The organism is Flavobacterium phragmitis (assembly GCF_900112575.1).
Taxonomy (GTDB): Bacteria; Bacteroidota; Bacteroidia; order Flavobacteriales; family Flavobacteriaceae; genus Flavobacterium; species Flavobacterium phragmitis.
The window spans coordinates 26,236-41,782 of sequence record NZ_FOMH01000020.1; the positions used below are offsets into that span (position 1 = coordinate 26,236).

At 38.6% G+C, this 15,547-nt stretch carries 11 protein-coding genes and 1 pseudogene; 6 read left to right on the forward strand and 6 right to left on the reverse strand.

The features are described from left to right. Positions 1-192 precede the first annotated feature (192 nt). Complete coding sequence (locus BM289_RS24730; RefSeq protein WP_317043586.1) at positions 193-1,995, reverse strand: alpha-L-fucosidase; 1,803 nt, start codon at positions 1,993-1,995, stop codon at positions 193-195. A gap of 277 nt (positions 1,996-2,272) precedes the next feature. Between BM289_RS24730 and BM289_RS24735 the strand changes: the two genes are divergently transcribed. Then, entirely contained in the window at positions 2,273-3,151 is an 879-nt protein-coding gene (locus BM289_RS24735) for a helix-turn-helix domain-containing protein (RefSeq protein WP_091499103.1), read from the forward strand. 383 nt (positions 3,152-3,534) lie between these two features. Here BM289_RS24735 and BM289_RS24740 read toward each other — a convergent pair whose 3' ends face one another. From BM289_RS24740 to BM289_RS24750, 3 genes are all read right to left on the reverse strand, one after another. Further along, positions 3,535-5,424, reverse strand: coding sequence for a tetratricopeptide repeat-containing sensor histidine kinase (locus tag BM289_RS24740; RefSeq protein ID WP_167365500.1), 1,890 nt, complete (start codon positions 5,422-5,424; stop codon positions 3,535-3,537). A 356-nt stretch (positions 5,425-5,780) separates the two neighbouring features. After that, on the reverse strand, positions 5,781-6,527 hold the full coding sequence (locus BM289_RS24745; RefSeq protein ID WP_091499109.1) for a YoaK family protein: 747 nt from the start codon (positions 6,525-6,527) through the stop codon (positions 5,781-5,783). 114 nt (positions 6,528-6,641) lie between these two features. Next, positions 6,642-6,923 (reverse strand): hypothetical protein, encoded by a 282-nt coding sequence (locus BM289_RS24750; RefSeq protein ID WP_091499112.1) that lies wholly within the window; start codon positions 6,921-6,923, stop codon positions 6,642-6,644. A 325-nt stretch (positions 6,924-7,248) separates the two neighbouring features. Between BM289_RS24750 and BM289_RS24755 the strand changes: the two genes are divergently transcribed. The 3 genes from BM289_RS24755 to BM289_RS24765 all read left to right on the forward strand — a co-directional run bounded on the left by BM289_RS24755 (position 7,249) and on the right by BM289_RS24765 (position 9,750). Continuing rightward, a complete protein-coding gene (locus BM289_RS24755; RefSeq protein WP_091499125.1) occupies positions 7,249-7,554 on the forward strand; it encodes a hypothetical protein in 306 nt (101 codons plus the stop codon). Between the two features lie 192 nt (positions 7,555-7,746). Next, the gene (locus BM289_RS24760) at positions 7,747-8,196 is read left to right on the forward strand and encodes a response regulator (protein WP_091499273.1); all 450 of its coding nucleotides are present in this window, start codon (positions 7,747-7,749) and stop codon (positions 8,194-8,196) included. Positions 8,197-8,214: 18 nt separating this feature from the next. After that, positions 8,215-9,750, forward strand: coding sequence for a PAS domain-containing sensor histidine kinase (locus tag BM289_RS24765; RefSeq protein ID WP_091499128.1), 1,536 nt, complete (start codon positions 8,215-8,217; stop codon positions 9,748-9,750). A gap of 817 nt (positions 9,751-10,567) precedes the next feature. Here BM289_RS24765 and BM289_RS24780 read toward each other — a convergent pair. After that, positions 10,568-10,930 carry a winged helix-turn-helix transcriptional regulator gene (locus BM289_RS24780; protein ID WP_091499154.1) on the reverse strand — a complete coding sequence of 121 codons (363 nt, stop codon included), beginning with the start codon at positions 10,928-10,930 and terminating at the stop codon, positions 10,568-10,570. Positions 10,931-11,066: 136 nt separating this feature from the next. Here BM289_RS24780 and BM289_RS24785 point away from each other — a divergent pair, with 136 nt between their 5' ends. Further along, positions 11,067-11,849: an SDR family oxidoreductase gene (locus BM289_RS24785; RefSeq protein WP_091499157.1), complete on the forward strand. Its 783-nt coding sequence runs from the start codon at positions 11,067-11,069 to the stop codon at positions 11,847-11,849. Positions 11,850-12,152: 303 nt separating this feature from the next. Here the strand turns inward: BM289_RS24785 and BM289_RS24790 are convergent. Next, positions 12,153-12,395: pseudogene (locus BM289_RS24790) on the reverse strand (transposase); the annotation flags it as partial. Positions 12,396-12,838: 443 nt separating this feature from the next. On the opposite strand from BM289_RS24790, the gene BM289_RS24795 reads away from it, so the two are divergent. Beyond that, on the forward strand, positions 12,839-15,283 hold the full coding sequence (locus tag BM289_RS24795) for a TonB-dependent receptor (protein WP_091499162.1): 2,445 nt from the start codon (positions 12,839-12,841) through the stop codon (positions 15,281-15,283). Positions 15,284-15,547 lie beyond the last annotated feature (264 nt).

The window sequence follows — 15,547 nt, forward strand, 5'->3', positions numbered from 1 at the left end:
TTTTGCCATAGAAAGTTAAGGCGTAGTTTTAAATAACTTTCATACGGCTCGGTTTTACAATGAAAAAGTTAGGGTTTTTCGGTTCTGGAATCCCAAAAACCCAATAATTTTCCATTCTTCCTTACACCCAAAAACCTGATTTATCGAGTTATAGTCTTTTTTTATGGTTCGTTTACTATTTTTAGATAATTATTACTGGATTTCAAAAACTGCCGATGTGGCAAAAGGTATGCTTTTAGGACAGCGAATTACTAGGCCGTCAGTTCCTTGCTTCCATTCCAGTTTACCCTTATACCCTAAAAGTCTAACGGTCTCAATTTTTTTTGCATAGTACTTTGCATCTTTGCCAAGCGACTTGATTTTTATTTGCGAATCAGGGGCAGGCACATTCATGCAAAAGGCATACAGCTTTTTGTTTTTGCCGACCGTGAATCGAATATCCTGGGCATCAAATTTGAATTCAGCCTGATTTCTGCCTAATTTTCCTCCTGAAAGCATTTTTAGTCTTCCATTAACCGATCCGCCTTCGCCTGGAATTATCCAGGCATGGCTCCCATAGACACCCTCTCCATTGATCCGCATCCAATTCCCGACTTCCTTAAGCATATTTTGGCTCTCTTCATTGATTGAACCATCCGGCAACAGGGAAACGCAAATTGCCGCGTTGCCATCACGGGCAACAGCTTCAATTATATAACGGATCACCATTCCTGAATCGTAGGTGAAATCCGGAGCATAAAACCAGTCCCCCACAGGAGCTTCGGCAATCCAAGACTGGTCTTTCTTAATCTCTGCAGGAATGCCAAATTCCTCTGTATTTACCGTCCCATTGGTTTTATTGCGGAATTTAACAATGCTGAAAGTGTTTACCTGACCGCGGCGCTGCAGGGCAGTATTGTAAAAATCGGCAATAACAGACTGCATAGCATCAGCTTTAAAACCTGTTCCTGTTCCATTTCCTGTAAACGGCCCCTGGACGGTGCCATCGGTATAAATAAAATCTGGATCGTAATTTTTTACAACATCCATCATTCTTAAAGCCCAGTTTTTGGCATACCATCTGGCATACTCCAAATGATGTCCGAATATTCCCGGTGGCGGTGGCGACCAATCCGTATTAGCGTTTTCCTCTACTCCCTTGTACTCTCTTAAATCGATGCCATACAGCATTTTGGGATCGTATCCTTCCCACCATTTTCCTTTACCATCAGCAAGTGTGAGATTCCCATCATAAGGAATTCCTTTTTTACTGCCCTGTTTATCAGTTCCAAATGCACTCTGCCACCACCACCAGGTATACTCATGGTGAAAAGTCACTCCATATTTCATTCCGGATGTCTTGCAGGCTTTTGCCCATTCGCCGATCAAATCTCTTTTGGGACCAATATTTACTGAATTCCAGGGCTGGTATTTGGAATTCCATAAATCGTAATTATCATGGTGCACTCCCTGAACCATTAAAAAACGGGCGCCGGCATCCTTGTATATCTTGGTAAGTTTATCCGGATCCAGATTTTTAGGATTCCAATCACGCAGAACTTCCTTATATCCATATTCCGAAGGATGTCCATATCTTTTAATATGATTCTGGTAAGCCTTGTTATCTGATTTATAAAGATTTCGCGCATACCAATCACCGCTTTCTCCGGCAGCCTGCGGTCCAAAATGAACCCATATGCCAAACTTTGCTTCACGCAGCCAGTCAGGTTCTCCGGGATAATTTTTCTCTATAGACTCCCAAGTGGGTTCAAAAGGACCTTTAGTGATAGACAGTCCTAGCTTTTCTTCAGTAAAGGTTTCTGAATCCCGCATTTCTTGACTATTAACAGGCAAGGGAACCGTCGGGAAAGGCATCGAATTTTTCTCTTGGGCGTAAACACCAAGAGATAATGTCCACAAGACCGTTAAAATTTTAGTTCTCATATTTTTCATTTGTATTGCACTTATCACATAAGATGTAAATGGTGTTGCTGGCAGTAAAGCCCTATTATACATTTCCGTTTTCCTTTTTTTCAAAAAATTAAAAAAAACATAAAAAGAAAGAAGTCCCTCCAATCTAAAGAAACAACAAAAAATTATAATATCGGCTGATAAATTAAAATACACCTACATTTTCAAACATATACTTTTACTATCTATATTATTTTATTATTTATGTTCATCACAGCAGAACAAACTTATAATTTACATAAATTAGTCGCATTATTCAAAAACGCTTTTTTTTTATCCAAAAACGTTTTTTTTATGATTAGAGAATATTTTACAACCAATTATGATCAAAACCACTTTCAAATATTCACTTTCACTGATGCATATCGACTATGTGAAACTTAATCAGGAATGGAATTACAGCAATGTAATCAGCCCCTATCACAGACTATACTATATTGATGAAGGCATGGGATCTATTTCGGATAATTCGGAGCTGATAATTTTAGAACAGGGATATCTTTATCTGATTCCAAGCTTTACTGTCTGCAACCTAAATTGTGATGAGCATCTGAGCCAGTATTTTATTCAATTTTTTGAAGAATCATCCGATGGTGTTTCCTTATTCGCCAACCATCGATCTGTTATTAAATTAGAGGCTCTTGAGACCGACATCATCCTTATAAAAAGATTGTTGAAATCCAATCCGGGAAGAGGAATCAACCGTTCAAGTAATCCTAAAGCGTACGAAAAGGAAGCATACTACCAAGAATATCAATCCCTTAACAATGGACTTAAGGCATATCTAAAATTTGAAAATCAAGGAATTCTGTTACTATTACTGTCTAGATTTTTAAAGTCAGTAACTTTCCCGTCTGAAAACTCCCAAACGACATCTCCCAAAATAATAGATACCATTAGCTACATACAGCTTAATTTAAATAAAAATCTTAATGTAGGAGAATTGGCCGCCAGAATCAATCATAGTCAGGACTATTTCTCAAAACTGTTTCTATATCATACAGGAAAGAGACCGTTGAACTATATCCATGAAAAAAAAATTGAAAGGGCCCAATATCTAATTGCTACAACAAATAAAAGTTTTTTGGAAATCGCTTTAGACACGGGATTTTCCAATTTGCCTCACTTTTCTAAGATTTTCAAGCGTATACTGAACCTAACCCCTGGACAGTATCGTTTTCAAAACAAACAATTAAAATGACTTACCATACATTTAAATCTTATAGGATGAAATCAACTAAACCAGCTAAAACCATTTTCAGCCCCGATAACATTTAAATTCTTTTGAGCCAGGGATAAGCACAAAGGATTGGAACGTATAAGTGGAAAGAGCTGCCAAAAATAATATAAAGCACGCCACACTGATATGATTGCATTTTAATGACCGGGAATTTTGCAAGGTCAGATCTTCCATTATTATTTTGTTGCTGTGATAAGCCAAAAAACTGATTAATCCCCAAAACTATCACGGACAAAAATTCACTTGTTGCTTCAAATTAGAGCTTCTACTAGTATGAATCTATTGGCATAAGAGTTACATTTATTCGTAAATCCTGATTATGTTTCTGTTATTAAAAGCAAGCACTATTGAACGCGTTTTTTGGGCCTAAAGCAAACGAAAAAGGTTGTTCCCTCTCCTATTTGGCTTTCCGCCCAGATTCTTCCCCCTATTTTCTCCAGCATTTCGTGACTTATTTTTAGCGCTATTCCTGCACCTCCTTTAACAGAATCCTGATAAGAAGCCGAATCAGCCTTAAAAAGCGAATCCAGCGCCTCTGCCCCCATTCCTTTCCCTTTATCTTGAACAGCGAACACATCCATCTGGTTTTCAGTATAAACACGTATTTTTATGGTGCCGCCTTTGGCAGAATATTTTGTTGCATTATGTATCAGATTCCTTAAAATGAATAGGGCTATCTGGCGGGGCGCATAGAACATGAAATTTTCGGGAACGTCAAATGCGGTATGCACAGCATTTTCTTTCTGTGTGCTTTCAAAAAACTGATTGGCCTCGCGTAAAATTTCCAAAGCCATCAGCTCCTCTGCAGGAAGGCTGTAATTTTCCTTGCGTGATCTGATCCACAGTAGCAGGCCGTCCATAAAACTGATGCCCTGAACGGTGATTTTATACAGCTCGCTCATCACTGTTTTCATCTCCTGTTCGGTGCTGATCATCCCCTCATTGTAAAACTTGGTGATCATGCTGATGTTAGAAAAGGGCTCCCTTATATCATGCGCCAATATGGAAATCAGCATCATATTGAACCGGTCTGACATCTCCAGCTCCCTGTTCCTTTCAAGAGAAGCATTATGGAGCTTCTGCTGCGATTCCAGATATTTTTTTCTGCTTGTCAAGGCTAGCCAAAGGGCAAAGCAAAGCAACAGCATAGCCAGCACGGCAAGAGCCAGAAACAAAGCAAGTCTTTTCTGCTCCCTATATTTTATTTTCGTTTTCTCCAGCAGGCTTTCCTTTGACACGTAGGACAAGTAGTTATAGCCAGATTCTTTTACCGATTCCGCATACTGGCTCTGTTTGGACAAAAGCATGGAGGCATATTCAAATGCTTTGTCAGTATCTTTTCTTTCCTTGTAAAAATTATAGAGGCGTTCGGCAAATGCAAGATAGCGTTCGGTGTATCCAAATTTTTCGGAGTCCATCATCCCAAGCTCATAATAGTTGATACCCTGTTTATAGCGCTTTAGATCCAGCATCATTTCCCCCAATGTCATATAGGCGGAAACCTTTACATATTCACTTCCCTCACGTTGCGCAAGCTTTACGGACTGGGTCAGTATCCTTACCCCTTGCAGTTTTTCTCCTTTATTGTAGAGTTCGGTTCCCAAATTATTCTGATAGGAAATGATCATGGGATAGTCTTTGTATTTTTGAGCCACGGCTAGCCCCTTTTTAAATATCCGGTCCCGTGCTTCATTTGTAAGAGAACCATCCATGGTCAGTATGTCGCTCAGGATAATCGATTGGATGGAGTCCCTGCCTGAAATTTTACTCTGCTCATAAGCCCTGTAGATATATTTTTTTGCTTCTGTCCGATTGTTGTCCACAAACATCAGCACGCTCATATTCATTAGAAGCTGAGCCTGGTTTTCCTGATCTCCAATCATCCTATAGATGGCTAGGGCATCATTAAAGTATTTGGCAGACAGATAATTGTTTGTGGACAGATAGTAAATGCCCTGACAGTTCAGCGCATCGGCGGTTCCTTTAAGGTAATTGATATCGTTGGCTATCTTGAGGGCCTTTAAAGAATAATAATGGCAGGAATCCCGGAAACGCATCTGCGAGAGCATGGCCAGTCTGTTGTATTTGTCCACCAGCACTTTCCTATCTGATACCTTTTTCAGACTGAGCTGCAAGGCATTTATTTCCTTTGTCTGGGATACAGATGTGCCGGCAATTAAAAAAAATATAATCGCTAAAGCGATTCCTTGAAGATTTCGGTATGGACTGGTCATAAAAAAACAAACGCTTTTTAGATAAAAATACATGAAAAGAGATGCGCCAAAACGGCATTATGAAAGATCTATCCCTGTATTTTTAAAAGTTTTTCTTGCGGATTAATAAATGGTAATTATTTTGAATAAACGGATTTATTTTTTGAAATTTAGATTTAATATGATTAATTCATCATCAATTCTGTTGAAATCATCTTGCCACCATCGGGCGGCATTGCAACAGGCACATATTCCTTGACGGTGTGTCATTGCAGAAATAAAATCCTGAAGCAATCCTCCACAACCTGCCCGCAATGTTGGCCAGCACTATCCTGCAGTCTCTGGCGCATTGCTGGGCTATTTAAAATCACAGCCCATCATTGCTTTGGATCTTCTGATCCAATCCGCCTGAATTTCCTTTTGAGAATCAATAGGCTTAATCTCAGATGGTCATACAGCAGACCCGATACTAGGACTGCAGCTCCTGCCAGCATCGCGCCCAATCCAATATGGGAATAAAAAACCCCGCCAGCAATGCCGCCAGCAAAGAAAAAGCCAATAATAGCAATGTGAAGTTTCACCGAACGCAAAAGCTTTCTTCTAAGGGCAGGCTGCCGGTAGAAAAAAAGTTGGGACAGCTCTATTCCAAGATCGGTAAAAAGCCCCGTAAGATGGGTAGTTCTGACAACAGCGCCAGAAATACCTGTTACAAGCGCATTCTGTAGCCCCATCGCAAAAAGCAGGAAGCAGGCAATAAATTCTTGATTTTCAAACACAAAACCCACATCCAGCATCCCTATTGACAGCAGAATCACGCTCTCAAGTGCCGCCGGGGTGCTGTAGGCATGCTTTTCATTTTTGCGCATAAGAAATTCCACCAGCAAACTGGAAACAAAAGATCCCAGAAAAAAGAAAAAGATATATAAAAAATAAACCAGTGCTTTATCAAAGTGCATCTTAAAGATTTCATCGGTGAAAAAAGCAAAATGCCCCGTCACATTTGTAGTTAATCTACGGACTGCTAAAAAACCGGCCACATTTACCAGTCCCGCTACAAAGGACAGCAGAGAAGCTATTTTAAGATTGTGTTTTAAATTCCTATTTTGGCCCTGATGTCTGAACATTGCAATGATTCAAGTTTGGTTAACAGCACTTCCAGATCAGACACTTGCCTCCATGGCGTACTGGAAGCAACCACCGACAAGAAAAGTGCACACCCATCCAACAGCATGCGTTTTTTACTTGGCGTTTTTAGCTGAAATCTGAAGCTGGGTTATCTTTTTATTTGAGCTTTCCTCCCTCATGCAGCTCCTGTCAGTATCAGGATTTAGCTCAAGGAGCCCCTGATCATCTAAAATAAGCAGCTGATCCAAGACTTCAGCCTGGTTCAACCTATGGACATCGGGATTACCATTATCCGCTGAAGGCCGCACCAGAGAGGTCAATTCTTCCAACGTGAAATGCTTGTCAAAATTTTCAGAAAGGATCGCCAGAATTAGATCAGATAAATTTTCGTCCATAAAATTATTTTTAGCCGAAGATACTACATCGGAGCATAAAAATTATCCTTAATCCGTCCCAAGCGATAAAAAGATCTGCCGTGCGAAACAGATACCGGAAAAGGCAACACGGTTTGTTTAACCAGGATTATCATATCCTTAGATTAAGCTGCATTATTTTTGCGCAAATCCCTTGCGGATGCTAAAACTCTCATGACGAAGGCTAGGGCGGTATCGCAAATTATGTAACCTTGCGCTGTAATTCTATAATTAGAAAGAAGCAGACAGAGCATATTTTTGAATCCGGTAAAATACTTTTATACATAAAGCAATAAAAAAAGAAAATATGAAATCCTCTATACAGAAGACCAGCCCTATTCCGTATGCCGGCATACAGTCCGAAATTCATTCCGTAAAAGATTGTGATGCCGCATTCCCTGGCAAAAATAGCCAAAAGGTCCAGCTGCTGGCTTTATACGGTAAAGACAATGATGAGCCAGATTTTGACTGTGAATTTTTAAATGCAATCCATTCAGGGCGCGTTGAAAACACAATTGATTTGGATTCGGAAGATGAGCAGTCTGACCACTTCAATGACAATCAATGGGACGCAGAGATCTATGACCCTTACCAGGAATCAGCCTGTTATTAAGCACCGATAATCCTATAGCATAAAAAAGTTTGCTTATATAGCTGTTGGCCTATTTACAGCATCAGTTTTTCAGCGATAGGATTTTAAGTGCTGTATTACTTTCCGCAAGGGAACTCCCGAAAATGATTGCGTTTGGCGGTAGATTTTCAAAATTGTATCCTTGAGGGCACTCCAATTTTACAGAATAATCATATGATTCAAAAATTATTTAAGCACGTCCTTCTGGCAGATGATGATTTGGACGACTGCGAATTTTTTTCCGATGTTTTTAAGACAAGCTTCCCTGAAGTGAAGTTGACGGTTTCCAATGACGGCAATATACTGATCAATTTGCTTGAAGCTCCGCCGATTCCGCAAGCAGATCTCATTTTTTTAGATCTCAACATGCCCGTTCTATCTGGTCCGGAGTGTTTGGAAAAGATAAGGGGTTCACTGGAACTCAACAAACACATCGTTGTTGTCTTCAGCACCAGCAGCAATCCTTATGACATAAAGAAAATGTATTCGCTGGGCGCCAATTACTTCATCACAAAACCTTCTGACTATAATCATCTGTCAAAGCTGATAGGCAAAGCAATGTCCCTAGTATCTCTGAACGGCGGCGAACAGCCTGCGTTTGAAAACTTTTATATTAAAATTTAATCATTATTTTCTAAAAGCATGAAGGATCTTCCATACTCACTAAAAGAAACCATCTTACGTAATGTTATCGATACGGCCCCTTTCCCAATTGGAGTGTATACGGGGCATAAGATGAAAATTGTTCTGGCCAACCAATGCATGATCAAAACCTATGGAAAAGGCCCTGATGTGATTGGAACCAATTATACTGAAATTCTTCCTGAACTTGAAAACCAGCAGATATTTGACCAGTTGCGTGAAGTGTTGCACACCGGAAAGCCGTATGAAGCAAAAAACGCAAGAGTGGACATCGTTGTGGAAGGCGTGCTCAAACCGCATTACTTCAATTACAACTTTACCCCTATTTTTGATTCGGAAGGAGAAATTTTCGGGGTAATGAATACGGCTGCCGATGTTACAGAGCTTAATGTAGCCAGACAGCAGACATTAGAGATTGAAAAAAAATTAAGGCTGGCGGTTGAATCCTCCCAGCTCGGAACATTCGAAATTGACATCAATAAAGGTATTGTAGCTGGCTCTAGGCGTTTTGCAAGCTTTTTTGAATCAAAAAATAGGGAACTGGATCTCAATGTCATGGTCGCGATGATCCATACCGATGACCAGCCAATCTGGCATCAGGCAATTAGGGAGCTTTGGGAAACAGGAGACTTGCACTGCGAAGTGAGAGTGGCCAGCAATGGCATAATGCATTGGATGAGATTCTCCGGAACACTTTCTGACAGCGATGATAAAGAAAATGTTATCGTGGGCATCGCTCAGGATATTACCGAGCAGAAAAAAAACGCCCAAGAGCTTTTGGAGCTGGTTGAACAGAGAACTGTAGAACTGAGACGCTCTAATGATGATCTCAAACAGTTTGGCCATGTCGTGAGCCATGATTTAAAAGAACCTGTGCGCAAAATGCTGATGTACTCGAATATTTTAAAACAAAACACTGTGGAGGGAAAGGATCCACGAATAAGCCAATATGCCCATAAAATAAACAAGAGCGCCCTACGGCTTACAGAGATGATCGATTCCATCTTGAACTATTCCTCCTCTGGAAGTCCGGATCTTGAAGAAACCGTGGACTTAAATGACATAATAGAAAGCATAAAGGAAGATCTTGAAATAAAGATTGCGGAAAAAAGTGCCGTAATCGAATATTCAAAAATGCCGGTTGTGAGAGGATCAAAAATTTTAATGCACCAGCTGTTTTATAATCTTATTGCCAACTCGCTGAAGTTCTCCCGCGACAATTTCAATCCACACATCAAAATAAACCACACTGCGGATGCGGAAAGTTTAAAAATCACAGTTGCGGACAATGGCATAGGTATTGCCACTGGAGATTCGCAGAGAATCTTTAATGCTTTTGAGAGGCTGCATTCCAAAGACCAATATGAAGGGACAGGTCTGGGGCTCGCGCTGTGCAAGAAGATTGTAGAACGCCATGGAGGGAAAATGAGGAATATTGATTCTGAAAGCCAGGGTGCGGTTTTTGAAATCACCCTACCAGCCACACTGTATCGCATTGACAGAAAACCGCATCAATACAATAGCGCAATTACCTAAACAGCGCCAAGCGCCTTTTCGATCCACTGACTTTAAAAACGGGAATCTAAATCAAAGAATCTGAAAAAAAGCGCGGAGCCAATGTTGGATAGATTAGTATCTTCTTTTGAACTGCCTTAAAATTTTTAGGCAGATCGCGCCAGCTTATCAAATCAAGCGAAATTGCTGTATGGACTTTACATTCCAGTCCATTTTCATGATCTGATCAACAAATGATCTCATAAGGTGCTGCAGGCTGTCCTCGATACTTTTTCCGGTTCCCTCCGCCAAATGGTCGTAACATTAGGAGAAATTCAACTTTCCTCTCCAAAGCCGTTTTCAGCTCCGAAAATTCATTTTCCAGAATTTGCAAGGAATAAATTAACAAGAGGTACAAATAAAAAAAACTGCAAAAAATATGCAGTTCCTAATTTTAATATCTTTTATCCAGCCTGTTGTTTGCCTCTTTTTGGATTTCTGCTATAGTCTTAATTCGTCCGGATTTAATCCAGTCAAGTATGTCAGTCTTTTGAAAATATAGCCATTTACCATTTTTACTTACAATTGAATAAAAAATAGCTAAATAATAATCTTTTGGAAAATTCTTGCATATTATACAAGAACATAATTACGTAAGTAGTTATGTCAAAAGTAAAAAAATATTCTTTAATCATTTTACATTTAGCACTGAAGTTGATTTATAATTAATACTTTTCTAAATGTAATTTTCAACAAAAACTATTTTCTTCCCATATTTCATCACTCAGTTAAAGGAATCCTGATTTGACAAAATGCTTGCTAAAAACCGCTGAGTTGAAAAAATAATGGTTAGCCCTAATCATCTAGATTCTAGACGTTTTAAAATCAGGTTTCGCAAACGTACCTCATGTTCATCTCCCCAATTGCCGATAACTGAAATTACCGGAATTAATGTTTTTCCAAAATCCGTCAGGCTGTATTCTACCTTAGGAGGTACAACAGGATAAACAACCTTTGAAACCAGTTCATGCTCCTCTAATTCCTTCATCTGAATATTTAAAACCCTGCGAGAAGCATCAGGTATTTTACGCTGAAGTTCGCTTGGTCTTTTATATCCTTCATTGATAAACCAAAGCAAACGTATTTTCCATTTTCCGTACAGAACTTCCCCTATCAGGTCAAGTCCACAATTTAGGTTCGGGATTATTTTTCTTTCATACATATAACAAAAGTAAACCTATGTTCCGATTTATGCAATAGGGGAAAAATTTATCCCTATCTGAATCGTAACTCCATACTTGTGAGAAAGTTGCATACTTCTGAAATTTGTACAAAAGAAATTTAAAACACGATATAAGATGGATTATCAAAATGAATTATCAGACAAAATTGCCCTAGTAACAGGTGGTACAAAAGGTACCGGAAGAGCAATTGCAGAAAGACTGGTTCAAGCTGGCGCAAAAGTCATCATTACCGCAAGAAACACACCTGAAAAAGAAAACAACAATCTACATTTCATTGCGTCAGATTTAAGCAAGGCAGAAGGCACTCAAAAAGTTATCAGTGAAGTGCTGGCAACTTACGGGAGACTCGATATTCTTGTGAACAATCTCGGCTCATCAACCACACCTGCAGGCGGCTTCAGCGCATTGAATGATACGGACTGGATATCAACTCTGCAGGCAAATCTGCTTGCTCCAGTCCGACTGGACAGAGGTTTTTTACCTCAAATGATAGATCAGAAGAATGGCGTCATCATTCATATAGCTTCAATTCAGGGCAAATTGCCGTTATACGATTCTACTCTGCCTTATGCGGCCGCAAAAGCAGGGCTCATAAATTACAGCAAAGGCTTATCTAAAGAAGTATCTTCAAAAGGCATACGTGTGCTCACCGTTTCGCCAGGATGGATCAATACAACAGCATCCAAAGCCTTTCTGGGCGAGATCGCTAGAAATGCAAACAGTACAATAGAAGAAGCGCAGCAAAGTGTCATGGATGCATTGGGTGGGATTCCTTACGGCAGGCCAGCCGAACCGGAAGAAGTGGCTGAACTGGTTGGCTTTCTTGTCTCACCAAGAGCCAGTTATTTAACCGGAACTGAATTTGTAATCGATGGCGGAACTGTACCAACCATTTAATAATCTTTAAGAATAAAAATATGAATTTGCCTCAAGTTTTAACAGTTTTGATTAATGCATAAAACAACTTTGATTGCATTGTCTATGCCGAATGTTTTTCTGAAAATGCCATTGTATCTGATGAAGGCAGAACACACGACGGAAAATTTGAAATCCAGCAATGAATAGACGAATCAAACAAAAAAATATAAATCAGTGATTGATATTGTTGAAGGACAAATTCAGGATAAAAAGTGACAGGATGAAAAAATAAAAGAGAGTCTCTATTTTAGACTGCACCCAAAAGTTTAGACAAATTAATAATTAAGTTTTATAATAATGAGCTCGATATTGTATCGGGCTCATTCCTTTTAAATTAAGTTTGATTCTTTCACTATTATAATATCTTATATAGTCGATAATCTCTTGTTTCAATTGATTAATAGAAGTGTATTTTTTAAGATAAAACAACTCTGATTTTAATATCCCAAAGAAGTTTTCAATTTTCGCATTATCAAGACAATTCCCTTTTCTGGACATACTTTGTTTAATTCCTTTTTTCTTTAATATCCACCACCCGACGACAATCGCCGGCCAAAATCAAAACAATCTACAATCTAAAAGAAATGTAGGAAAGCCAACTAACTTTTGTATCATTTCCATCTTTTCTTAAAATAAAAGTTAAAACGCTTTTTTAGGTTTTGAATAATTAAAAATGTCATCAAAATCGAAAGCATGACAGCTTTATTTTTAGTTCCAACTAAATTTCTTTACAAGACTCAAACATTTCTATCGGCTGTTCCGAATTTTGAATCACAAATTATTTTAAACTGAAATTCAAACAGTTGAAACTTCAATAAGAGATTCAATCCAATTATTCCCGCTTATTTCAAATGCTATGAATATTAAAAAAACGCTTTTGCAAATGTGGTGGTACAAATCTATTTTTGAAAACTATTTGTATTTAGTCTAAATAATTATAGATTTGCACCCAAAAATAAATAACCGCCATGAAGTCAACTTTCTCCTTACTGCTGCTTGCCTTTTTAAATATCGGTCTTGCACAAAATGCCAGAATTACAGGAAAAATCGTTTCCGAAAACAACGAAGCCGTCTCTTATGCCTCTGTATCCATAAAAAGCCTTAAAAAGAATACCGTTTCCGATGACAAGGGAAATTTTGAATTCACAACTATTGCCGCTGGAAACTATATCGTATATTTCTCTGCAATGGGATTTGCAACTCAAGAAAAAAAAGTTGAACTGCATGAAAATGAAAACCTTGATATAACGATTACTTTACAAGAAAACGTCAATACGCTGCAGACAGTGGAAATTACAGGACGAAAAGAGAAATCCTACCGAAATACCAAATCCTTTATTGGGGCCAAAACAGAAATCGCCCTAAAAGATTTACCTCAGGCCGTTTCCTATGCTACAAAGGAATTAATAGCCGATCAGGGAGCTATTCGCGTAGGCGAAGTGGTGAAAAATTTCAGCGGTGTAAGCCAGTTTACTTTTTATGATGATATTTCGATTCGAGGTTTTAGAATAAACGGGGGAAGTAATACCCAATTGTTGAATGGTATGCGAACATCTACAGGATTCTGGAAACAGCCTCTGGCCAATTATCTGGAACGTGTTGAAGTCTTAAAAGGACCATCATCTGCTTTATTTGGAAATGCTTCTCCTGGAGGAGTTCTAAATCGTGTGACGAAAAAGCCATTAGATCAGGCTGCCAACAGTGTGAGTTTTTCTACTGGAAGCTTTAATACCTTAAGAGCTTTAGCGGATTTTACCGGACCTTTGACCGAAGATAAATCGCTTTTGTACCGTTTGAATCTGGGTTACGAAAATGCCAATTCATTCAGGGATCTGCAATATGACAAGAATATTGTTGTAGCCCCTTCCCTTTCATTTCTTCCGAATGATAAAACAAGCGTAAATTTTGATTTAATTTACAGTAGTTCGAATGGAAATCTGGACCGTGGACAATCTACTTATGAAAATAGTCTTTATTCTACAAAAATTTCAAATTCGTTAAACTCAACAAACGATTATTTAAAAGAGGAAACCTATATCGTTACAACTTCTTTAAATCACCAGTTTTCAGATCGCTTATCCTTTTCAGGATCTTATATCAGAACGGGGTATAATGAAGATCTTTTAGAGCATCGCGGTGCCAATAAATATGCTTCTGCCGGAGACGGGTCTACAATTCCAACTGCAATTGAAATGCAGGTTTTTCAACGTAAACGCAAGCGTTATATCGATAATCTTTCTACTTTCTTTAAATATCAGGCTAAAACAGGTGTTTTAGGCCATAATTTAATTGCAGGTTTTGATTATGCTCAGGAAGAGGTTCCTTCTGGCGGCTCGCAATTAACTGCAAGCGGTTACCGAAATGCTGCCAACAATGGCTTTATTGCCACTTATAACCCTGCAAATAAATCCAATTATTTGCTGGATTCCAAAGGAAATCCTGTGCCAAACGTAGCTCATTTTGATTTGAGCAATCCGTTTGCATCGCAGCAGTTAAAAGACATGAGCAAATATTTTTATGTGGCCCGTCAGGTTGACCCAACCTATTATTCATTATATGGAATTTATATTCAAGACCATATTAAATTTGGCGCTTTTCAGGCTTTAATTGGTATTCGTTACGATGAATATTCAGATAAAGTAAATTACAAAAAAGCCACAGAAACAAAAGTAAAACAGCATTCGTTTTTACCACGTTTTGGTCTTACTTATACCCTTAATCCAAATATTAACTTATACGGAACTTATGTTCAGGGTTATAATCCTCAAACAGCATCTACGCTCGCAAATCCAAATGCAGGAGGGCCATTTAATCCGTTAGAAAGTAATATGGTTGAATTTGGAGGAAAATCGTCTTGGTTTAACGAAAAACTTTTTGTGACAGTTGCTTTATTCAAAATACAGCAGAAAAACACATTGTATCCTGCAAACGATCCGTCGAATCCAGATTTAATGAGATCTATTGGTGAGGAGGAATCCAAAGGGATCGAAATTGATCTGAATGGAAATATCACCCGCAATTGGAGTATTTCTGCCGCTTACAGTTATAATGAAGCTTTTATTACTGAAAGTCCAATTGAAGTTGAAATTGGAAGACAAAAACCAAATACGCCGCGACAACAGGGTAATATCTGGACTCGCTACAATTTTACAAATGGCGCTTTAAAAGATTTTGGAATCGCAATGGGGTCTAATTTTGCAACAACACGCACCATGAGCCAAACCACTACAGAAACTCTTCCCGGATATACGTTATTCAATGCTGCCTTTTACTACAATATCAACAAATTCAAAATCCAGCTGAATGCCAATAATATCCTAAACAAAACCTACTGGGTTGGAGGATACGATTATATCCGTCTGTTCCCCGGTGCACCTTCGAACTGGCTTTTGACTTTAGGCTACTCTTTTTAAAAGCGTCGATCACATTTGAAGATACTTTTTACAGCCCATTTATATCAATAAAAAATGGGCTTTTACATTTATGGCTTGGACTTATGTCCGAGCTTATTGTATTTATGATAATCCCAATTATAACTATTTTAGTTTTTAAAGACGGAATCGATGTTTCATCAATCCTGATTTTTTTTAAATTCTCAAACATCGGAATAAAAAAAACACCTATTGATTTGTTTCAATGCTATTGAAAAAATACCGATCTATAGAATTGTAACCTAA